The 20,950-nt window shown below is 70.4% G+C and carries 19 protein-coding genes and 1 pseudogene; 14 read left to right on the forward strand and 6 right to left on the reverse strand.

Annotated features, from left to right (window positions below; genetic code table 11):
- The first annotated feature begins 148 nt into the window (after positions 1–148).
- The 4 genes from STRVI_RS24515 to STRVI_RS24530 are packed head-to-tail and all read left to right on the forward strand — an operon-like array spanning position 149 to position 5,279.
- Entirely contained in the window at positions 149–2,044 is a 1,896-nt protein-coding gene (locus tag STRVI_RS24515; protein WP_014058321.1) for a glycoside hydrolase family 2 protein, read from the forward strand.
- Positions 2,041–3,348 carry an extracellular solute-binding protein gene (locus tag STRVI_RS24520; RefSeq protein WP_014058322.1) on the forward strand — a complete coding sequence of 436 codons (1,308 nt, stop codon included), beginning with the start codon at positions 2,041–2,043 and terminating at the stop codon, positions 3,346–3,348. Before STRVI_RS24515 ends, STRVI_RS24520 begins: the two co-directional genes overlap by 4 nt.
- Before the next feature lie 31 nt (positions 3,349–3,379).
- Positions 3,380–4,330, forward strand: a complete 951-nt coding sequence (locus STRVI_RS24525) for a carbohydrate ABC transporter permease (protein ID WP_014058323.1) — start codon at positions 3,380–3,382, stop codon at positions 4,328–4,330.
- Between the two features lie 7 nt (positions 4,331–4,337).
- Entirely contained in the window at positions 4,338–5,279 is a 942-nt protein-coding gene (locus tag STRVI_RS24530) for a carbohydrate ABC transporter permease (protein ID WP_014058324.1), read from the forward strand.
- On the opposite strand, the gene STRVI_RS24535 is transcribed toward STRVI_RS24530, so the two are convergent.
- Positions 5,273–6,370, reverse strand: coding sequence for a LacI family DNA-binding transcriptional regulator (locus STRVI_RS24535; RefSeq protein WP_014058325.1), 1,098 nt, complete (start codon positions 6,368–6,370; stop codon positions 5,273–5,275). The genes STRVI_RS24530 and STRVI_RS24535 overlap by 7 nt on opposite strands.
- A gap of 704 nt (positions 6,371–7,074) precedes the next feature.
- Here STRVI_RS24535 and STRVI_RS24540 point away from each other — a divergent pair.
- The 7 genes and pseudogenes from STRVI_RS24540 to STRVI_RS24565 all read left to right on the forward strand — a co-directional run bounded on the left by STRVI_RS24540 (position 7,075) and on the right by STRVI_RS24565 (position 12,958).
- Entirely contained in the window at positions 7,075–7,503 is a 429-nt protein-coding gene (locus STRVI_RS24540; RefSeq protein ID WP_167543185.1) for a hypothetical protein, read from the forward strand.
- A pseudogene (locus tag STRVI_RS54735) lies at positions 7,487–8,928 on the forward strand (amino acid adenylation domain-containing protein); the annotation flags it as partial. The gene STRVI_RS24540 and the pseudogene STRVI_RS54735, both read left to right, overlap by 17 nt.
- A gap of 51 nt (positions 8,929–8,979) precedes the next feature.
- Positions 8,980–9,243: an acyl carrier protein gene (locus STRVI_RS54740; protein WP_286012081.1), complete on the forward strand. Its 264-nt coding sequence runs from the start codon at positions 8,980–8,982 to the stop codon at positions 9,241–9,243.
- The gene (locus STRVI_RS24550) at positions 9,240–10,460 is read left to right on the forward strand and encodes a PLP-dependent aminotransferase family protein (RefSeq protein ID WP_014058328.1); all 1,221 of its coding nucleotides are present in this window, start codon (positions 9,240–9,242) and stop codon (positions 10,458–10,460) included. Before STRVI_RS54740 ends, STRVI_RS24550 begins: the two co-directional genes overlap by 4 nt.
- Positions 10,457–10,948, forward strand: coding sequence for a pyridoxamine 5'-phosphate oxidase family protein (locus STRVI_RS24555; RefSeq protein ID WP_014058329.1), 492 nt, complete (start codon positions 10,457–10,459; stop codon positions 10,946–10,948). The genes STRVI_RS24550 and STRVI_RS24555 overlap by 4 nt, the downstream gene beginning before the upstream one ends.
- Positions 10,945–12,198 carry an MFS transporter gene (locus STRVI_RS24560; protein WP_014058330.1) on the forward strand — a complete coding sequence of 418 codons (1,254 nt, stop codon included), beginning with the start codon at positions 10,945–10,947 and terminating at the stop codon, positions 12,196–12,198. Before STRVI_RS24555 ends, STRVI_RS24560 begins: the two co-directional genes overlap by 4 nt.
- A gap of 16 nt (positions 12,199–12,214) precedes the next feature.
- Entirely contained in the window at positions 12,215–12,958 is a 744-nt protein-coding gene (locus STRVI_RS24565; protein ID WP_014058331.1) for a class I SAM-dependent methyltransferase, read from the forward strand.
- Between the two features lie 3 nt (positions 12,959–12,961).
- Here the strand turns inward: STRVI_RS24565 and STRVI_RS24570 are convergent, their stop codons facing one another.
- The gene (locus STRVI_RS24570) at positions 12,962–13,984 is read right to left on the reverse strand and encodes a Gfo/Idh/MocA family oxidoreductase (RefSeq protein ID WP_014058332.1); all 1,023 of its coding nucleotides are present in this window, start codon (positions 13,982–13,984) and stop codon (positions 12,962–12,964) included.
- Between the two features lie 200 nt (positions 13,985–14,184).
- A complete protein-coding gene (locus STRVI_RS24575) occupies positions 14,185–14,967 on the reverse strand; it encodes a TIM barrel protein (protein ID WP_014058333.1) in 783 nt (260 codons plus the stop codon).
- A 245-nt stretch (positions 14,968–15,212) separates the two neighbouring features.
- Between STRVI_RS24575 and STRVI_RS24580 the strand changes: the two genes are divergently transcribed.
- On the forward strand, positions 15,213–16,238 hold the full coding sequence (locus STRVI_RS24580; protein WP_014058334.1) for a LacI family DNA-binding transcriptional regulator: 1,026 nt from the start codon (positions 15,213–15,215) through the stop codon (positions 16,236–16,238).
- Positions 16,239–16,311: 73 nt separating this feature from the next.
- Here STRVI_RS24580 and STRVI_RS24585 read toward each other — a convergent pair whose 3' ends face one another.
- Complete coding sequence (locus tag STRVI_RS24585; protein WP_014058335.1) at positions 16,312–17,457, reverse strand: FAD-dependent oxidoreductase; 1,146 nt, start codon at positions 17,455–17,457, stop codon at positions 16,312–16,314.
- A 151-nt stretch (positions 17,458–17,608) separates the two neighbouring features.
- Here STRVI_RS24585 and STRVI_RS24590 point away from each other — a divergent pair, with 151 nt between their 5' ends.
- Positions 17,609–18,211, forward strand: coding sequence for a TetR/AcrR family transcriptional regulator (locus STRVI_RS24590; protein WP_014058336.1), 603 nt, complete (start codon positions 17,609–17,611; stop codon positions 18,209–18,211).
- A gap of 107 nt (positions 18,212–18,318) precedes the next feature.
- On the opposite strand, the gene STRVI_RS24595 is transcribed toward STRVI_RS24590, so the two are convergent.
- Complete coding sequence (locus STRVI_RS24595; RefSeq protein WP_014058337.1) at positions 18,319–19,014, reverse strand: type 1 glutamine amidotransferase domain-containing protein; 696 nt, start codon at positions 19,012–19,014, stop codon at positions 18,319–18,321.
- 203 nt (positions 19,015–19,217) lie between these two features.
- Between STRVI_RS24595 and STRVI_RS24600 the strand changes: the two genes are divergently transcribed.
- Entirely contained in the window at positions 19,218–20,174 is a 957-nt protein-coding gene (locus STRVI_RS24600; protein WP_251982730.1) for a LysR family transcriptional regulator, read from the forward strand.
- Positions 20,175–20,206: 32 nt separating this feature from the next.
- On the opposite strand, the gene STRVI_RS24605 is transcribed toward STRVI_RS24600, so the two are convergent.
- Positions 20,207–20,932 carry a response regulator transcription factor gene (locus STRVI_RS24605; RefSeq protein ID WP_014058339.1) on the reverse strand — a complete coding sequence of 242 codons (726 nt, stop codon included), beginning with the start codon at positions 20,930–20,932 and terminating at the stop codon, positions 20,207–20,209.
- Between the last annotated feature and the right edge of the window lie 18 nt (positions 20,933–20,950).

Here is a 20,950-nt window from a genome sequence, read left to right on the forward strand (position 1 = left end):
AAGGTGAAGAAGGGCGAGATCTAGCCACGCCCACCTGACAGCCGCCCGAGGTCGCGGTAAAAGATGGTGCGCGGGATCTTTACAACGATGTAAACGGGTGATGGCATACCCCTGCCCGGCCGAATCCCCGCCCCGTCCCGGAGACCCCATGGCTCATACCGACATCCCCTCGCCCGACGTGTCGAACGCCGTTCCGCGACCCGAATATCCCCGTCCCAGCTTCGTCCGTGAGAACTGGCTCAATCTCAACGGTAGCTGGCAGTTCGCCTTCGACCCCGGTGACAGTGGACTCGAACGCGGTCTGGTGCACCAGGAGCTGGACGGGCGGATCCTGGTCCCGTTCTGCCCCGAGTCCGAGCTGTCGGGGATCGGTGACACCGACTTCCACCCCGCGGTCTGGTACCGGCGCACGGTCCGGATCCCTGCGGACTGGGCCGGGCGGCGGGTGCTGCTGCACTTCGGGGCCGTCGACCACGACGCCACCGTCTGGGCCGACGACCGCGAAGTGGCCCGGCACAGCGGCGGCTTCACCTCCTTCACCGCCGACCTCGGCGAGGTGGCGGACCCGGCCGGCGAAGGGGCTGAGGTGGTGATCGTGGTACGGGCCCGGGACGCCCGGCACGGCCCTCAGGCGCGCGGCAAGCAGGCCACCGAGTACGCCAACAGCGACTGCCACTACACCCGCACCACCGGCATCTGGCAGACGGTCTGGATGGAGCCGGTGTCCGAGGTCCATCTGCGCAGGCCCCGGATCACCCCCGACCTCGCGTCCGGGGCCTTCCACCTCGAACTCCCGCTCAGCGCCAACCGCCCGGGCCACCGGATCACGGCCCGGGTGAGCGACGCGGACGGCGAGACGGTGGCCGAGGCGACCGTGCGCGCCGACCTCGACATGGCACCCCGTATGGTGCTCGCGCTACCGGAGGACCGGCGCCGCCCATGGTCTCCGGAGGACCCCCATCTGTACCGGGTGCGGATCGAGCTGCTGGACGCCGATGGCGAGGCCGTGGACCGCGCCGAGTGCACCGCCGGGCTGCGGTCGGTGGCCGTCGACGGCAAGCGGCTGCTGCTCAACGGCCGCCCCGTCTTCCAGCGGCTCGTCCTGGACCAGGGCTGGTACCCCGACGGGCTGATGACCGCGCCCGACGATGCCGCGCTCGTCCGGGACATCGAGCTGTCGCTGGCCGCGGGGTTCAACGGGGCGCGGCTGCACCAGAAGGTGTTCGAGGAGCGGTTCCTGCACCACGCCGACCGGCTCGGCTATCTCGTCTGGGGCGAGTTCGGCGACTGGGGAGCCGGCAGCGGGCGCACCACCCGGGACAACCAGCAGCCCACCGCCGGATTCGTCGCGCAGTGGCTGGAGGCCGTGGAGCGGGACTACTCCCATCCGTCGATCGTGGGCTGGTGCCCGCTGAACGAGACACACCAGGAACTCCACGACCGGCAGAGCGTCCTGGACGATGTCACCCGGGGCATGTTCCTGGCCACGAAGGCCGCTGACACCTCCCGTCCGGTCCTGGACGCCTCCGGCTACTCCCATCGCGTGGCCGAGACCGACGTGTACGACTCGCACAGCTATGAACAGGACCCGGAGGCGTTCCGCCGCCAGATGGCGGGGCTGGACAAGGACGAGCCGTTCCTCAACCCCGACAACCGGGGAAACCCCGGCAAGCGGGACACCGACGCGGTGTGGTCGCTGCCGTATCGCGGCCAGCCCTACTTCTGCAGCGAGTTCGGCGGCATCTGGTGGAATCCGGAGGAGGCGGAGGCCGCGGCCGGTGACGACCGCGAGGTGTCCTGGGGCTACGGGGAGCGGCCGCGGACCGAGGAGGAGTTCCAGACGCGCTTCGCGGGGCTGACCGCGGCGCTGCTCGACGACCCCCTGATGTTCGGCTACTGCTACACCCAGCTCACCGACGTCTTCCAGGAGCAGAACGGCGTCTACCGCTTCGACCGGAGCAGCAAGCTCGACGTGGCGCGGGTGCGCGCGGCCCAGCAGCGCCCCGCCGCCTTCGAGCGCCCCGCCGGTGAGGAGGGGCGATGAGCGGTCTGTCACGGCGCGGTCTGCTGAGAGGCGCGGTGTACGGGGCGGGAGCCGCCGTGTCGGCGTCCGCGCTCAGCGGCTGCGGATCGATCGCCGGGAGCGTGGCGAGCGCCGACGAGATCCAGTACTGGACCCTGTTCACCGGCCCCGACGGCGAACTGATGAAGACGATGACCCGGAACGTGGAGAAGCGCGTCCCGGATCTCAAGGTCAGGACGACGGTGCTGGACTGGGGCCCGCCGTACTACACCAAGCTGGCGATGGCCTCGGCGGGCGGCCGCTCGCCGGATGTGGCGATCATGCACCTGACCCGGCTGGCGGGCTACGCCCCCGGCGGTCTGCTCGACCCCTGGGACACGGATCTGCTGGCCGAGTTCGGCCTGAAGCAGGACGACCTCAACAAGACGCTGGTCAAGCGGAGTCTGTACGAGGGCACCCCGTACGCGATTCCGCTGGACACCCACCCCTTCGTCGTCTTCTTCGACCGGGACGTCATGGACAAGGCGGGTCTCCTCACGGGCGACGGGCGGCTCGTGCCCTTCGAATCGCCGAAGCACGCCCTGGAGCTGATGGACAAGCTCCGCAAGGACACCGGCAAGCTCGGGCCCGTCTTCGGCCATGCGAACGACGCGGCGATGGGCTGGCGGATGTTCTGGACGCTGTTCAGCCAGACCGGCGCCACCTTCGACCTCACGGGCGAGCGGGCCGAGATCGACGAGGACACCGCCGTCGAGGTGGTGCGCTTCATGACCGATCTGGCACGCGACAGCCGCACCATGGACGTCCAGACGGCGATCGCCGCCTTCGCCAACGGCCGCTCCCCGATGATCTTCTCCGGCGAGTGGGACATGGCCACGTACAAGACGGCGCTGAAGGACAGGCTGGGCGGCTCCCCCATCCCCACCTTCTACGACCGTCCGGCCGGGGCCTCCGACAGCCATGCGCTGGTGCTGCCGCATCAGGACAACCCGGATCCGGAGCACCGGCGGCGCACCCACCGGTTCGTGGCCGAGCTGGTCAAGTCCGGGCTGACGTGGGCGTCGGCGGGGCACATCCCCGCGTACACACCGGCCGTCTCGTCCGCGGGCTACGCCAAGTTGCGTCCGCAGTCCGAGTACGCGGGCGCCGCGAAGCAGCTCGTGCTCGACCCGCCGGTGTGGTTCGCGGGCTCCGGCTCGGACTTCCAGACACGGATGTGCCAGGCGCTCGATCCCGCGCTCGGCGGCTCGTCGTCCCCGGCGAGTGCGGTGCGCACGATGGTCTCCCAGATCAACACCCTGATGGCCCAGCCGAATCCGGCCTGATCGCGACGGAATCGCAGAAAGGAGCGATGTGATGGCTTCCGTCTCCACGCCCTCGCGGCAGGCCGCGGCCGGATCCCGGCGCGCCGGATCCCGATGGGCCGCTGCCATGGACCGGCGACGGTCCCCGGGCGGCGCCGGGTGGCTCTTCGCCACCCCCTTCCTGGTGTTCTTCACGCTCTTCCTCCTTGTGCCGATCGGCATCGGCCTGTGGATGAGCTTCACCGACGCCAGCCTGACCGGACACGGTGACGGTGTCTTCGTCGGCCTGGACAACTACACCGAGGCGTTCGGCGACAGCCAGGTGTGGCAGACCCTCGGCAACACGGTCTGGTTCACCGTCCTGACCACCGTTCCGCTCGTGATCGTCGCCCTGGTGATGGCCCTGCTGGTGTACACGGGGATGCCGGGTCAGTGGCTGTGGCGGCTGGCCTTCTTCGCCTCGCATCTGCTGCCGGTGGCGGTGGTCTACCAGATCTGGAGCATGCTGTTCCAGCCGGACCGGGGGATGCTCAACAGCGTGCTCCAGACGTTCGGGATGGACGGGATCGCCTGGCTGACGGACGAGAAGTACGCGATGTGGTCCATCGGGCTGGTGACCCTGTGGTGGACGGTGGGATTCAACTTCCTGCTCTACCTGGCCGCGTTGCAGGCGATCCCCGACCACCTCTACGAGGCGGCGGCACTCGACGGCGCCGGTGCGTGGCGCCGGCTGTGGTCGGTCACGCTGCCCCAGCTTCGCCGGACCACCGCGCTGATCGCGGTGTTGCAGGTGATGGCGTCGCTGAAGGTGTTCGACCAGATCTATCTGCTGACCAAAGGCGGCCCGAACGGGGCCACCCGGCCGATCCTGGAGTACATCTACGACACCGGCTTCACCAACTACCGGCTCGGCTACGCCTCGGCGGTGTCGTACGTGTTCTTCGGGATCATCATCATCCTCTCGCTCGCCCAGCTCAAGATCTTCTCGCGCAGGGAGGACTGATCGCGCCATGACCACCGAGACACTCTCCCCCCGTACCCCCGGAAAACCCCGCTCGACCATGCCCCGGGAGGTGGTGCGGCGGCGTCGCTACGGCGGCGGCCATGCCTGGCACCCCACGCTCGGAACGGGTCCCCTCCCCCGTGTGCTGACGCTGCTGGCGCTGGCGCTGATGACGGTGATCTGGCTGGTGCCGTTCGGCTGGGGCGTGGACACCTCGTTCAAGTCGGAGGTCGACGCGAGCGCGTCGGGCGCCGACTGGATCCCCAAGGCGGGCTTCACCCTCGACGCCTACCGGACCATCCTCGGTCAGGGCAATCTCCCGGTGTGGGCGGTGAACAGCGTTGTGATCGCCGTCTGCGTCACGGCGATCACCGTGACGATCTCGGCGATGGCGGCGTACGCCTTCTCGCGTACGCTCTTCCGCGGTCGCCGCGTGTTTTTCGCCGTCACCATCGCCTCGATCATGGTGCCGCCGCAGATCCTGATCGTGCCGCTCTTCCGGCAGATGCTCGCGATGAACCTCGTCGACACCTACGCGGCGGTGATCCTGCCGCAGGTGGTGGCGCCCGCGATGGTGTTCATCCTGAAGAAGTTCTTCGACGGCATTCCGCGTGAGCTGGAGGAGGCGGCCCGGATCGATGGGGCGGGCAGCTTCCGGGTGTTCTGGAGTGTGGTGCTGCCGCTGTCCCGGCCGATCCTGGCGGCCGTGGGGATATTCGTCTTCATCAACACCTGGAACAACTTCCTCTGGCCGTTCATCAGCACCAGCGATCCGCAGCTCATGACGCTGCCGGTAGGGCTGTCGACCGTGAAGGACTCCACGGGGCTGCGGAACGCCCAGGAGTCTGCCGCCTCGATCCTCGGCTCCATCCCGCTGCTGATCGTCTTCATGCTGTTCCAGCGTCAGATCGTGAGGTCCGTGGCCACCACGGGTCTGGGAGGTCAGTGAGCGATCCGGGCGACACCGCCCTCGGTGGACTCACGGGCGCGGAGGGTATGCCCGACGACGACCTCCTGGGCCGGGCGGTCCGGTGCCTCGATCCGCTCCAGCAGCAGATCGATGGCGTACCGGGCGATGGCGGTCTTGTCCGGTGCCACGCTGCTCAGGCTCGGGGTGCTGTACCGCGCGGCCTCGATATCGTCGAAGCCCATCACGGCCATGTCGTCCGGCACCCGTAGTCCGCGCTCGTACAGGGTGCGCAGGGCGCCGAGGGCGAGCGCGTCGTTGAAGCAGAACACGGCGTCCGGCGGTTCCGCCTGGTCGAGCAGCGCCGCCATCGCCCGGGCGCCCTCGGCCAGGTGGTAGCGGGGCGTCTCCCGCTCCAGCCGGGGGTCCAGCGGCAGCCCGGCCTCCTCCAGCGCCTGGCGGTAGCCGGTCCTGCGCAGCAGCGGTGTGCCGATGTACGGCTCGGGCTGCACCCCGATGGCGGCGATCCGGCGGCGCCCGCCAGCCACCAGATGGTTCACGGCCTGCTGCGCGGCGGCGACGTTGTCGATCACCACATGGTCGGCGAGGCCGCCGCTGGGGCGTTCGCCGATGAGCACGAGCGGCACGGTGCCGAGGTGGTTCGCGAGCGCGCTGCCGTGCAGCGCGAGCGGGCTCACCACCATGCCGTCCACGACCTGGTCGCCCAGCCCGTGGATCACCGCCGCCTCCCGCTCGCGGTCACCGAGAGTCTGCTCGATCAGCAGGGTGCGGCCGTGCTCCTCGGCCGTGGTGAGGAAGTGGCGTCCCAGCTCGGCGAAGTACGGGACGTCCAGCTCGGGCAGGACCAGCCCGATCATGCCGGTGCTGCCGCGGCGGAGGTTGCGGGCCACGCGGTTGGGCCGGTAGCCGAGCTCCCGGATGGCCCGCTGGACCCGCTCCCGGGTCGCCGGGGACACATGCACAAAGCCGTTGATCACATTCGACACGGTCTTCGGGGAGACCCCGGCGAGCGTCGCCACGTCCTTGACGGTGGCGCTCCGGCCGGCACCGTCCGAGCGCTTCCGCCCCGGTGCCGCTTGATCCCTGGTGGTCTGCTGTTTCACGGCGGTCACCGACCGATCCTAGAGCGTGACGGTGGTGGGCCGCACCGGCGGGCACCACCCGGGCCCCGTCCCCTCGGAAGACGGCCGCCCCCTCGGGAGACGGGTGACGCGAAGATCGAAACACAACCGGAATAGAATACTCAATTCAGCTTGAGTACCAAGATTACATAAAGTCGAAAAGCTTTTTGGCGCGCATCCGTTGTGGCAGAGATGACGCATGCCTATAGTGCCGTGAGGTGTACATGCGACTCCCCGAGCGGATGCTGGACGTCACGCAACGGAGGAAGTGTAGTGCCGCTGATTTCCTGGGGGTCCGACCCTCTCGGACTCTTTCGAAGATGCAGATGAGCATGGTGCGCTGCTGATCCACAGCGCCCGTCAGTGACAAGATCCCGGCCCGGTGCCATCGCGGCCGGTACGCATCTCTCTCAGGAATCTCCGAAACGGGAGACCTTCACGTCATCGCGCCCTCGGGCGCCCATGAGTGGCCACGCTGTGCGCGTGGCTTGGAAAACTCCGACCGGTGGGCGAGTAGAGGTGACTGAGGATGACAGCCGAGGACTTTCTGGCTTCCCGCGAGGCGGGCGAGGCCGCGACGAAGTGGTAATCGTCGCGACCGATAGGTAAGGGGCGCCGGGCGGATCTCCGTATTCGCCCGGCACCCTGTCGGGGCAGTGTGCACGAGGGTGGGTGGGACAATGTTGCACGGACTCTTGAACGAGGAATCGATAAACTCCCTCCAGGGCCAGGAGTATCGCGATCAGATCCAGCGGATAGAAAAGGCGCTGACCGATGCCGCCGACGGCGACCTCGCACTGAAGGAACTGTCCGAGTGGGCGGTCGGGCACCGGGACTGGAACGTCAGGCGCCTCGCCGTGGAGACCCTCGCCGCCCGGTTCGTCGACGCGCCCGAGGCACGGGCGGCGATCGGCGATCGGTACGCGCATGTCTACGGCCAGAACGTGGTGCCCACCCTCTACGCCGGCCCGACCGGGCTGGAGGGCGAGATGACGTACAACCGCGCGGCCTTCACCCCGAGCGGCGCACAGCGCTACGTCGACCGCCACTGCCGGAACCTGGAACACATGCTCAAGGACCCCCGGACGCGGATCGGGGAGGTGTGGCATGACAGCGGCCGCTGACCCGCCCGGACCCGGCCGTCCGGCCCGCACCCACGACCTGGTGCGCGACGCCGCACTACGGTGGCCGGACCGGCCGGCGCTGATCGAGGGCGACACCGTCCTCAGCCACCGCCAACTCGACCTGCGTGCACAGGACTTGGCCCAAGCCCTGGTGGCGCGGGGCGCGGCCCGCGACATGACCATCGGGGTCGGCGCGCCACGCTCCGCCGAGCACGTGATCGCCGCGCTCGCCGTGTGGAAGGCCGGTGGCGTCTATGTGCCACTGGCGACGGATCTGCCCCCGGCCCGGATCGCGGACATGCTGCGGATCGCCGGCGTGCGACTGACAGTGGGTCCGGGACTGACCATCAGCGAGATCGTGGATCCCCCCGTGGACCAGCCACTCGCCGGTCTGCCCCCGGCTCCGGAGGGCGAGGACGGCGCCGTCGCCTGCGTCTACTTCACCTCGGGCTCGACCGGCAGTCCCAAGGCGGTGGCCCTCACGCACGCGGGCATCGTGAACGAGGCGCTGTGGTCCCATGACGCCTTCTCGATCCGCCCCGAGGACCGCAGCGGTTGGCTGGCCTACCCCGGATTCGCCATCTCACGGTGGGAGTTGTGGACTCCGCTGACCGCGGGCGCCGCCATCACCGTCTCCGAGGAGGGCGCGTCCGCGAGCCGGGGGCGCTCCGTGACTGGCTGCTGGACCAGGGGGTGACCTGGAGCATCGTGGTGACCGGGCTCGCGGAACGGCTCTTCGGCGTCCCCTGGCCGGCGGGCTGCCCGCTGCGCCTGCTGGTGACGGGCGGTGAGCAGCTACGGGTCTGGCCCCGCGGGCTGCCCTTCGAGGTCGTCAACTCCTACGGTGTCACCGAGGCGTCCAGCGTCCGCCTCGCGGCCCGGCTCGGCCCCTTTGCGGGTTCCACCGGACGTCTCCCCTCGGTGGGCCGTCCGATCCGCGGTACCCGGGTCCATGTGCTCGACGACGCACTGGCCCCGGTGCCCGACGGGGAGGTCGGGGAGCTGTTCATCGGCGGTGTCGGACTGGCCCGCGGCTACCTCGGCCACCCGGAACAGACCGCACGGCGCTTCGTACCCGATCCGTTCCACGGCGGCGGGCGGCGCCTGTACCGCACCGGTGATCTGGTGCGCGTCGACGAGAAGGGGCGGGTGGAATTCGTCCGACGGCTGAACGACGACCCGAAGGTCGGCGGTGTCCGCGTCGACCTCGCGGCTGTCGAGGCCGCGCTGCTCGCCTCGCCCGAGGTCACCGGGGCCGCGGCCGCGATCCGGGTCCGCGACGGGGAACGGCCACGGCTGGTGGGGTATCTGGTCGCGGACGACGACCGGCTGGCCCCCGATGAGGTGATCGACGCGGTCGCCCGGCGGCTGCCCCCTCAGATGGTGCCCGGCGTCCTGGTGCGCCTCACCTCCCTGCCGCTGCTGTCCAGCGGGAAGGTGGACCGCGGCCGGCTCCCGGAACCCACGGCGGACATCGTGTTCCGCGGCCGCCTGGCCACCGCGCGGGACGAGACCGAGCAGCAGGTCATCGACATCTTCCGGGAAGTCCTCGGCCGCGCGGACATCGGCGCCCACGACGACTTCTTCGGCTTGGGCGGGGACTCCATGGGCGTCGCCCGGGTGCGGCAGTCCCTCCTGGAACGACACGGCATCGACGTCCCCTACACCCTCATCTTCCGTCAGCGGACCCCACGCCGGATCTGTACGGCGGCGAGCGACGGCGGGGAGGAGCCCCGGTGACCTTCACGGACGCGCCCAGCAGGCTTCCGGCTCTGGCGAGCCGTACGGACCAGCTCGCGGACTCCGCCGTCGCCGCCGTGCTCCGGCTGACCGACGGCCACGATGTGATCGCTCTGGCGGCCGGCAGCCCGGCGCCGGAGACCTACTGCCACCAGGAGTTCGCCGACGCCACCACCCGCCTGCTGAGCCAGGGCGGCCTGCCGCTGCGGTACGGCGACGCGAGCGGGCTGCCCGAGCTCCGGTCGTGGATCGCGGCCCGGGAGTCCGCCGAGCTCGGCCGTCCGGTCGACGCGGGGCAGGTGCTTGTCACCCATGGCTCGCAACAGGGCCTGGACCTGCTGTGCAAGGCGCTGCTCGATCCCGGGGACGTGGTCTTCGTGGACCGGCCCAGCTATGTGGGAGCGCTGCAGGTCTTCCGTCTCTTCCAGGCCCGGGTGGTGGACATATCCCTGGGGTCGGACGAGGGTCTCGACCGGCTCGAAGCGGCGCTGTCGGTGGAGGAACGAGCCAAAATCATCTATGTGGTGCCCACCTTCGCCAATCCGACGGGCGCCACCCTGGACACCGCGCACCGGCGCCGTCTGGCCGCCCTCGCCCAGCGGTACGGCTGCGTCCTCGTCGAGGACGACCCCTACCGGGATCTCGGCTACGACACCGTCGCGCCCCGGCCGGCCGCCGTGGCCTCCGCCGTGGCCGGCGCCGTGCGGATGGGTACCTTCTCCAAGGTGCTCTTCCCCGCGGCGCGCCTGGGCCATCTGGTCGTCCCACCGTTTCTCACCGATGTGCTGATGAAGTTCAAACAGGCGGCCGACCTGGGGAATTCGCTTCTGATGCAGCAGGTGGTGCATGAGCTCGTCAAGGAGCCCGGCTTTCTGGCCACCCGGCTGGAGCTCGCCCGTCATCTCTATCGCAGGCGCCGCGACGCACTGGTGAGCGCCTTGGCCGGCTCCTTCGAGGGGGCTTTGGAGTTCGAGGTGCCCCACGGTGGCTTCTTCGTCTGGGCGAGGCTTCCCGGGGGCGCCGACGCCACCGAACTGCTGGCCGCCGCGGTCGAGGAAGGTGTCTCCTTCGTACCGGGGACCGATTTCTACGCGACCGGGCCCGACCCGTCCACCCTGCGGCTGTCCTTCTCCTGCACTCGTGCCGAGGACATCGTCGAGGGCGTCGCCCGGCTGGAACGGGCGTGGCGGACCCTGTGCAAGGGACCCCGCTCATGAAGCTCACCAGGGACGCCGACGGAACCTTCCCGGGCCTCGACAAGGCCCCGTTCGACGTGGACGCGTTCCTGGCCCGGCCCCTGGTGGCCCGGCTTGCCACCGAGGGCCCACGGGTGCGGCCCGTGTGGTTTCTGTGGGAGGACCACGCCTTCTGGGTGCTCACGGGCCCCTGGTCCCGACTGGAGGAGCGGCTGACGCGCGCCCCGGTCTTCGAACTCGTGGTGGACTCGTGCGACCTGGCGACCGGCACCGTTCACCAGGTCATCGCCCGTGGCCACGGCCGGGTGGTGACCTTCGACACGGGCCGGGGCCGCCGCAAGCTCACCCGGTACCTGGGCGAGCGGGAGGAGCTGTGGGACGCCCGGTTCAGCCTGCGCGGCGACCCGTCCGCCCGGGGCACCCGCTGGGCCCTGCTGGTGCCCGACACCCTGTGGATCGCGGACCTGTCCTTCCGCCCGCCCCGCGAAGCGCGAACGGACCGCCCATGAGCACGGACACCACGGACGAGACGGCGGGCGGGGCCGCCGGCCACCGGTCCTACCGCCAGGTGCTGACGGGGAACCCGCGCCTGGCCGTACTGCTCGCCGGTTATGTGATCTCCAGCGTGGGCGATGGCATCCTGCTGATCGCCCTGCCGCTGCTGGCCATACGCCACCACGGGCAGCTCTCCGCTCCCGTGGCGGTCGGCCTGGTGATGACCGCACCGTATGTGCTGTCGACCGTGCTCGCCCTCAGCATCGGCCTGGGACGGCTGCGACTGCCCACCCGGGCCGTGGTCATCACCGACAGCGCGCTGCGCACCGTTCTGTTCACGGTGGTGGGCCTCGCCGCCATGGCCGACCGGATCGACATCCGGTTCCTGGTGGTGGCGCTGCTCCTCGGGTCCGTCCTGCATCAGACGGCGTCCAGCAGCCGGCGCCTCGTCGCCACCGGTATGGCCGGGAAGGGCGAGCTCTTCACCGTCAACGGACTGCTGGGCTTCGCCAACAGCCTGGCGCTCTACGTCGTAGGGCCGGCGGTCGGTGGCGCGGTCACGGTCGCGTTCGGAGCGGACGTGGCCGTCCTCCTCGAAGCGCTCAGCTTCCTCTTGCTGTTCGGGGCCGTCGCGCTCGTCGTGCCGCCACAGCCGAGAGCGCCCCGGGCGGAGCGGTCGACGGAGTCCGGGTGGCGGATCCTGCGGCTGCGTCCCGTGGCCGCCCGCCTGTTCTTCGTGGTCTTCTTCTTCAATCTGTCCTATATGCCGGTGGAAGTGGCGCTTCCCGTACTGGTCAACGGAGATCTCCACGGGGACGGAAACACACTGGGCATCATCTGGACCGCCTTCGGCGCCGGGGCGCTGATCGGCGGGGCGCTCACCGGTTTCCTGCGGAAACTGCACCAGCAGGCCGTCCTGGTGGCGGTCATCGCGCTGTGGGGCGGTTCGGTGGTACTTCTCGCCCTGGCCCCCTCCGGGCCGGTCGCGATGTGCGCCTTCGCCCTGGGCGGACTCATCTACGCCCCGTTCACACCCATCGCCTACACCTTTGTGCAGTCGGAGCTCCCGCCCCATGAGCAGCAGCCGGTGATCACGCTCTGGACCACCGGCTCGACGCTGGCGGCCCCGATCGGCCTGCCGCTCAGCGGCCCGCTGGTGAGCGCGCTCGGTGCGCGCGGCGGACTGCTGCTCTCCGCGGCATTCACCCTCGTTCTCGTTCCGTTCGCCGCCAAGGGCCTGCTGGGCCCGCGCCGAGTCGCATAGCCAGAGGAGTGCGCACGTGCAGGGATACGAATCGTCGACCTACGGCGACCACATGACCGACCACGACGCCATCGGCTGGCCGGCCGCGAAGGACGAGGACGCGGCGGTGGGGTTCCTCGTGGACGTGGCCAAGCCCGGCCATGCGCTGGAGCTCGGGGTGGGCACCGGGCGGGTCGCCCTGCCGCTTGCGGAGCGGGGGGTGCGCGTCACCGGCATCGACGCCTCCCCCGTCATGCTCCGGCAGATGGCCGACAAGCCGGGCAGCGCACAGGTGCGGGCCGTCCAGGGCGACTTCGCGGAGGCCGCCGTCGACGGGACCTTCGACCTCGTCTACGCCGTCCAGCACACGTTCTTCCTGCTGCGCGACCAGGAGACCCAGATCCGCTGCTTCCAGAACGTGGCCGCGCGGCTGGCCCCCGGTGGCGCCTTCGTCCTCCAGGTGTTCGTCCCCGATCCGCACCGCCTGATCCAGCCGCAGGCCAGCGACGCCCTTCAGGTGGCACTCGACCAGGTGGTCCTGCGGGTCTCGAAGTTCGACCGGGTGACGCAGACGGTCAATCGGCAGTACGTCGCCATCACCGAGGGCGGGACGAAGCTGTACCCCATGGTGTTCCGCTACGCATGGCCCACCGAGCTGGACCTGATGGCACGGCTGGCGGGCCTCCGGCTGGAAGGGCGCTGGGACGGCTGGTCGCGGGCGCCCTTCACCGCGGAGGGCGGGTATGTCGTGGTCTACCGGAAGCCCGCCGAGGCGGTGTGAGGCCTACGCCACGGTGTCGCCGACCCGGACGGGTCCGTTGGTGGTGACCGACTGGATGGCGGCGAGGGCGACGGACAGGGCGGCGCGGGCGTCCTGTCCGGTGACGGAGGGGGCACGTCCGGTGCGCACGCACTCGGCGAAGTCGGCGAGTTCGGCGACGTAGGCGTCGTGGAAGAGGTCCTGGTCGTAGGCCACGCATGCGGCGGCGATGCCGTCCGGGCCGTAGGCGGTCAGATGGCTGCGGCGGATGTCGCCCATGGTGAGCATGCCGGCCGAGCCGAAGACCTCACCGCGGACGTCGTATCCGTACACCGCCTGGAAGTTCGCCTCGGCGGTGGCGAGGGCGCCGTTGTCGAAGCGGATGGTGACCACGGCGGTGTCGAGCAGTCCGCGGTCCTTGAAGTCGGGGCGGACGAGGGCGTCGGCGAAGGCGAAGACCTCGACGGGCGCGGCGCCGGGGTTGAGGTAGCGCAGGGTGTCGAAGTCGTGGATGAGGGTCTCCAGGAAGATGGTCCACGGCGGGATGCGGCCCGGGTCGGCCAGCTCGGGGTCGCGGGTGAGCGAACGCAGTAGCTGCGGGGTGCCGATGGCGCCCGCTCGGATCTTCTCGTGGGCGGTGCGGAAACCGGTGTCGTAGCGGCGGTTGAAGCCCACCTGGAGGGGGACGCCCGCGTGGGCGGCGGCCGCGATGGCACGGTCCGCCTCATCGAGGGTGACGGCCATGGGCTTCTCGCAGTAGACGGCCTTGCCCGCCCGGGCCGCGGCCTCGACCAGCCCGGCGTGGGTGCGGGCCGGGGTGGCGATGACCACCGCCTCGATCCCGGGGTCGGCGAGCAGCTCGTCCATCTCGGTGTACGCCGTGGTGCCGCCCAGGCGGTCGCCGAGCTCCTGGGCGGCGCCCGGGGCCGGGTCGGCGATGGCCGCGAGACGGGCGCCGGGGAGGCGGCGGGCGAGGGTCGCGGCGTGGAAGGAGCCCATGCGGCCGGCGCCGATGAGACCGACGGGGAGAGGGTGTCGCGTGGTCATGCGGATGCTCCGTAGATTCCGTGAGTCCGTTGTTCCGTGGGTTCGGTTGTTCCGTGGGTTCCGTTGTTCCGTGGGTTCCGTTGTTCCGTTGTTCCGTGGGTTCCGTAGTTCCGTAGGTTCCGTAGTTCCGTGGGTTCCGTAGTTCCGTAGGCGAGAACGGGCGCGGTCAGGGCGGTACGGCGTCCCGGCCGCGAGGTCGGTCAGCGGGTGAAGGCCGAGCGGAAGCGCTCCAGGGCGAGGTCGCTGTCGGCGGAGGCCCACGCCTCCATGGCCACGGTGTCCTCGTAGCCGAGGTCGACGAGGGTTTGGGCGAGAGCCGGGTAGTTGATCTCCCCGGTTCCCGGTTCGCAACGGCCCGGTACGTCGGCCACCTGGATCTCGCCGATCAGGCCCCGACCGTGGGCCCGGCGGACCAGCTCGATCAGGTTTCCCTCGCCGATCTGTGCGTGGTAGAGGTCCAGATTCATCCGCAGTCCCGGCCGGTCCACGGCCTCGACCAGGGCCAGGGTGTCGGCGGCCGTCGCGAACGGCACACCGGGGTGGTCGACGGCGGTGTTGAGGTTCTCCAGGGTGAAGGTGACCCCGGTGCGCTCGCCCAGCTCGGCGAGGCGGGTGAGGGTGCGATGGGCGGCGATCCACATCGGGCCGGTGGCCGGGCCCGCCACCGGCGCCACCGGCAGGCCGTCGCCGTCCAGCCCGGTGCCGTGCAGATTCAGCCGGGGACAGCCGAGCCGTTCGGCCACTTTGACCGACTCCTCGGCGGTGCGCAGGAGTTCGGCCGCCCCGTCCTCGTCCGTCAGGCTGCCGCGGAGATAGCCGGTCATCGAGGAGAATACCGCGCCGGTCCGCTCCAGGGCGGCCAGATCGTGTCGACTCCAGTCCCAGATCTCGACCTGGAAGCCGGCGTCGTGGATGCGCCGTGCCCGTTCCTGGACCGGCCGATCCCGGAAGACCATCTCGGCGCAGACCGCCAACGTGTACATCGCTGCTCGCCCTCTCTACGACGATCCCGTCACCAACTAGAACGTTCCAGTCACTAGAACGTTCTAGAGAACGAGCAGCAGTACGCCAGCCACCGGCCACCCCTGTCAAGGGCCGGCGACTGAATCACTAGAACGTTATAGAACCCGGGCGCCGCGCATCGCGCCCTGGGCTACGATCGTCGCCCGGAAGGCGAAACCCCGCCCGCCCCCACCCGAAGACGACACCTCGACCAGGGAGACCAGTGGTGCCACCGACGCCGGCCGTCCCCCACGGAAAGCGCCCCACCCTCGCGGACGTGGCGGCACGGGCAGGCGTGTCCACGGCGCTGGTGTCCATCGTGATGCGGGACGCCAAGGGCGCCGGCGCCGCCACCCGTGAGCGGGTCCTCGAGGCGGCACAGGAGATCGGATACCGGCCGGACGCCCGGGCCCGGCTGCTGCGCAGCCACCGGTCCCATCTCCTCGGGGTGCAGTTCGGCCTCCAGCACCCCTTCCACTCGGACCTGTTGGAGGGCATCTACGCGGTGGCCGAGCCGGCCGGGTACCAGATCGCGCTGAGCGCCGTGGCCGCCGGCCGTGGCGAGCAGCGGGCGACCGACGCCCTGCTCGCCGACCGCTGCGAGGCCCTGATCCTGCTCGGCCCACAGGCCCCGGCCGCGCGGCTGGCCGAACTCGCCGGACAGCTCCCGGTCGTCTCCGTGGCCCGCCGGCTGCGCGGGACCGCCCCGGGCGTGGAGGTGGTGCGGACCGCCGATGACGAGGGCGCCCGCCGGGCCGTGGACCACCTGGTGGCCCTCGGCCACCGCGACATCGCCCATATCGACGGCGGCAGGGCACCGGGCGCCGCCGACCGGCGCCGTGGCTACCGCACCGCCATGAGCCGCCACGACCTCGCCGACCGCGTCCACGTCCTGCCCGGCGGGCTCACCGAGGAGGACGGCGCCACGGGCGCCCATGCCCTCCTCGATGCCACTCCCCTGCCCACGGCCGTCCTCGCCTTCAACGACCGCTCCGCCACCGGTGTCCTGGACACCTTCCTCCGCGCCCGGGTCTCCGTCCCCGACGAGGTCTCCGTCATCGGCTTCGACGACAGCCATCTGGCGCGCCTGGCCCATATCGACCTCACCACCGTCGGCCAGGACATCCCCCGCCTCGCCGAACTCGCCGTCGGCCGGGCCATCGCCCGCCTCGAGGGCGAGCGGACACCCACCGGCGAGGCCGTGGTCGCCCCCCACCTCGTCATCCGGGGCACGACGGCCGGGCCTGCCTGAGACGCGACGACAGCGTCCCGGACGCGGTCGCTCGACAAGGTTTCGGTGGTGCCGTCCTCGCGGGACGGGGCGCTCAGGACCGGGGGTCGTTGTCGTTGCCGAAGTCGGGTACGTCGGCGGACAGCAGGTGCTCGGCGGCGCCTTCGAGGGCCTTGGCCATCTCGATGGAGCGGGGGAGCATGGTCTTCTCGTAGACGCGAATGGCGTCATCGACGGTGGCCGCGTTCGCGAGGGCGAGGGCGATTTCGCTCGCGTCGAGCATGGCGAGGTTGACGCCGACACCTAGCGGGGGCATGAGGTGGGCGGCGTCGCCCAGCAGGGTCACCGTCGGGTTGTGCTCCCAGGTGTGCGGGACCGGGAGGGCGAAGAGCGGGCGGTCGACGTAGGGGCCGTCGTTGGTGGTGATCATCTGGCGCATGCGGGGCGACCAGTGGGCATACTCGTCGACGAGCAGGGCGCGGATGCAGTCGGTGTCGTCGGCGGTCAGGCCGCTCATGGCGAGCCAGTCGACCGGGGCTCGTCGGATGATGTAGACGCGGATGTGGTCTCCGCTGTTGCGCTGGGCGAACAGGCCACGCTCGCCGTCGGCCGCGCCGGCGCTGCCCGAGCCGACCAGCTCGGCGATGTCGGGGTGCCGGTTCTCCACGTCGGAGAACCATGCCTCCACGAAGCTCACCCCGGTGTACTCGGGGACGGCCGGGGACACCGCCGGGCGCACCCGGGAGGAGGCGCCGTCGGCGCCGATGACCAGATCGGTCTCGATGGCCGTGCCGTCGGCGAAGGACAACTGCCGCGGCCCATCGGCGGGCCCGCCGACCCTGTCGAGGGCGCGGCCCCACTGCACGGTTCCGGGCTGCAGGGAGTCCAGCAGCAGGGTGCGCAACTGGCCGCGGTCGATTTCCGGCTTGAACAGCTCGTCGGCCTCCGGGACATGATGAAACGTCATCGTGCCGGCCGTGTCCAGCTTGCGCATTTCCTGCCCTTCGGGGCGGGCCAGCTTGAAGAACTCGTCGAGCAGGCCGGCTTCGCGCAGGGCGATCTGGCCGTTGTCCGCGTGCAGGTCGAGGGTGCCGCCCTGGTTGCGCGCGCCCGGGCCCGAGTCGCGGTCGTAGACGGTGACCGCTATGCCGCGCTGCTGGAGGATGCGGGCGCAGGTCAGACCGCCGGGCCCGGCGCCGATGATGCTGATGCGGGCGTGGGCAGGTTCGGGGGAGGTCATGGTGGTTCCTTTCACCGGCGAAGAGGGGGCGAGGAGCATGCCGAGGAAGAGGTGCCGCTCGGGTTCTCGCAGACCCCAGAAAAGCAGACCCAGTAAAAAAGTGCAATGAGTCCACTTAGCTCTCGATGCAACTATCGGATATGCTCAAGCCATGACCGAGCCCCCCGTCGGCCGCCGCGAACGCAAGAAGGCGGCCACCCGCCAAGCCATCGCCGACGCCGCGCTGCAGCTCTTCCTGGAACGCGGCTACGACCAGGTGAGCATCCGTGACATCGCCGACGCGGCCGATGTGTCGACCACCACGGTGTTCAAACACTTCACCGGCAAGGAAGCGCTGGTATTCGACCGGGAGCAGGACCGGGAGTCGGAAGTGATCGCGGCGGTGCGGCAGCGAGCCGCCGGTCAGAGCATCCTCGACGCCCTCCGACAGCACGTCCTGGACACCTGGCTGCCGATCACGGCGCATCCGCGGATGGCCGAGTTCACCAACCTGGTGGACACCACGCCGACACTCCGCTCATACGCCGAACGCATGTGGACCCGGCACACCGACAGCCTCGGCGCAGCCATCGCCGACGAGCTCGGCGTCGACCACGACGACCTCTCATGTGTGGCTCTTGCCCGATTCATCCTTGAGATCCCGGCCCTTGCCCGCGGCCGGCAGGACCGCCGAGCCGCCGTCGACGCCATCTTCGACATCCTCACACAGGGCTGGCAACCGCCGACCAGGTCGTCCGCGCCCGCTAGCTCCTAGGCAGTTGTTCGAGCCACATCCCGGTTCGGAACGTGGAGGTAATCACCTCCCGGTGTGATCCCACGGCCCGTCCACCGGTGCGGTGGACGGGGACGAGGGATGAGCGGTCAGCCGAGCTTCTTGAGCAGTTCGTCCGCGAGCGGGCCGGAGGAGGCCGGGTTCTGGCCGGTGATCACATTGCGGTCGACTTCCACATGCGGTGCGAAGGGCTCGCCGACCAGCACCGTCAGGCCCGCCTCGGTCAGGCGGTCCTGCAGAAGCCACTTGGCCTTGTCGGCGTTGCCGGCCATCGTCTCCTCCTCATTGGTGAAGGCGGTGATCCGGTAGCCGGCGTAGGCGTGGGTGCCGTCCTCGGTGACCGCCGCCAGCAGTGCCGCCGGGCCGTGGCAGACCACGCTCACCGGCATACCGCTCCGTACGGCCAGGGTGAGGATCCGGCCCGAGTCGGCGTCGACCGCGAGGTCCTCCATGGGGCCGTGGCCACCGGGGACGTGGACGGCGTCGTACTCGTCCAGGCGCACCTCGCTCAGTGCGATGGGGGCGTGGAATTCGGCGGCGGTCTCGGCGACGCTCCTGATCCTGGCGGCGTTCTCCGGGCCGCCGTTGGCCTCGGGGCTGAGGCTGGCGGCGTCGACGGGCGGAACGACGCCGCCGGGGGTGGCCACGGTGATCTCGTGGCCCGCGGCCTTGAACGCCTCATAGGGGGCAACGGCCTCATCGGCCCAGTAGCCGGTGGGGTGCTTGGTACCGTCGGCCAGCGTCCACTGGTCGGCACCGGTCATCACGAACAGGATCTTCGCCATGCTCACTCCTCGTTGCGATCACCCGCTGTACGGGTGATCGCTGGGATCTCCTGGGGCGTTGCCGCCCCCCATGTGTCGCCGCCGTCCTGGCGGCGTGCTCGAAGGTAGATCCACCGGGCATCGAAATGCCAATAGGTGAGTCGATCGTCGGCATCGGGATTCCGATGGAAGGAAGAGCCGTACGCCTCTCTATGCTGGGCGGCATGGAGGACGGGACACACCAGGACGGCGACTTCGTCATCGGCGGCGGGCGGACGCCGCCGCATGCCGATCTGAATCTGCTGCGTACCTTTCTGGCCGTCTACCGCTCCGGCTCGTTCACCGCCGCGGCGCCACTGCTCGGGCTCTCCCAGCCGACCGTCACGGCCCAGATCCGCACCCTGGAGCAGCAGACCGGGCGCGAGTTGTTCACCCGGCTGCCGCGCGGTGCCGAACCCACCCACCTCGCCCATGATCTGGCCGGGCAGATCGCCGGGCCACTCGACGCCCTCGCCTCCCTCGGCGGCCGGAGCACCATACTCACCGGACACGCCATCCCGGTCCATCTGGCCGGGCCGGCCGAGTTGCTGTGCGCCCGCGCCCTGCCCGCACTCGCCTCGCTGGTCGCCGAGGGGCTGCGGCTGCGGATCACCATGGGGCTGACCGATCCGCTGCTGGACGCGCTGCGTGCGGGACGCCACGATCTCGTGATCGCCACCAGACGCCCCGGTGGCCGCTCGCTGACCTCGCTGCCACTGGCGGACGAGGACTATGTGCTGGTCGCCTCGCCCGACTGGGCCCGGCGCATCAGGGAGCGGCCGGCGGCCGACGGGCCGTGTGCCGCCGTCCGTGACGTACCGCTGATCACCTACGCGGAGGACCTCCCCATCGCCCGCCGGTACTGGCGCAACGTCTTCGGCAAGCGGCTCACCGCCCAGGCCGCGGTGACCGTGCCGGATCTGCGCGGGGCCGTGTCGGCCGTCGTCGCGGGCGCGGGCTACAGCGTGCTCCCCCGATACCTCTGCCAGGACGAACTCACGTCCGGCGGGCTCGTTCTGCTCCATGAGCCCGATGAGCCGCCGCTCAACACCCTCTTCCTCGTACAGCGGCCGGGAGCCGACGCCAACCCGGACGTGACCCGGGTCCGCGAGCGGCTTCAGCGCGCCGCCCGCACCTGGTAACGCACACACATCAGGGAATGCCGCCGGGCGGGTCACCCTCCGCCACTCGGCGAGGACTGGTCCACCATGCCGTGCTCCCAGGCCCAGGCCGCGATCTCGACGCGGTTGCGGGCGGCCAGTTTGCGCTGGACGTTGCCGAGGTGGGTCTTGACCGTGGACAGGGTGACATGCAGATCGACGGCCACTTCCTCATTGGTACGGCCGCGGGCGACCCGCCGGACCACCTCGCGTTCACGCTGGGTCAGCGGCTCGATCAGATCCTCCGGCCGGCCCCTCCGCCGGCTGACCGGACGGGCATCGGAGGGGGCCGACCGGTCGCGGTGGGGTCCCATGTGCGCGAGCAGGCGGACGGTCACCGACGGGGAGATCAGCGAGTTGCCCGAGGCCGCGGCCCGCACCGCTTCGGTGAGCAGGCCGGGCGCGCCGTCCTTGAGCAGAAAGCCGCACGCGCCGTTGCGCAGCGCCCGGTAGACGTACTCATCGAGGTCGAAGGTGGTGGCGATGAGGACGTTGAGGGGGTCCGGCACTTCGGGCCCGGCGAGGAGCCGGGTGGCCTCCAGACCGTCCAGCTCGGGCATGCGGATGTCCAGGAGGCAGACGTCGGGCCGCAGCCGGCGGGCCTGCTCGACCGCCTCGACACCGGTCGCCGCCTGGGCGACCACCCGCATATCCGGCTGGGAGTCGAGAATCATGCGGAAGGCGGCCCGGACCATCTCCTGGTCGTCGGCGATGAGCACCTGGATCGTCATGTCACGCATGATCGCAGGCGCGCGGGG

Origin of the sequence: Streptomyces violaceusniger Tu 4113 (assembly GCF_000147815.2) — a bacterium.
Lineage (GTDB): Bacteria > Actinomycetota > Actinomycetes > Streptomycetales > Streptomycetaceae > Streptomyces > Streptomyces violaceusniger_A.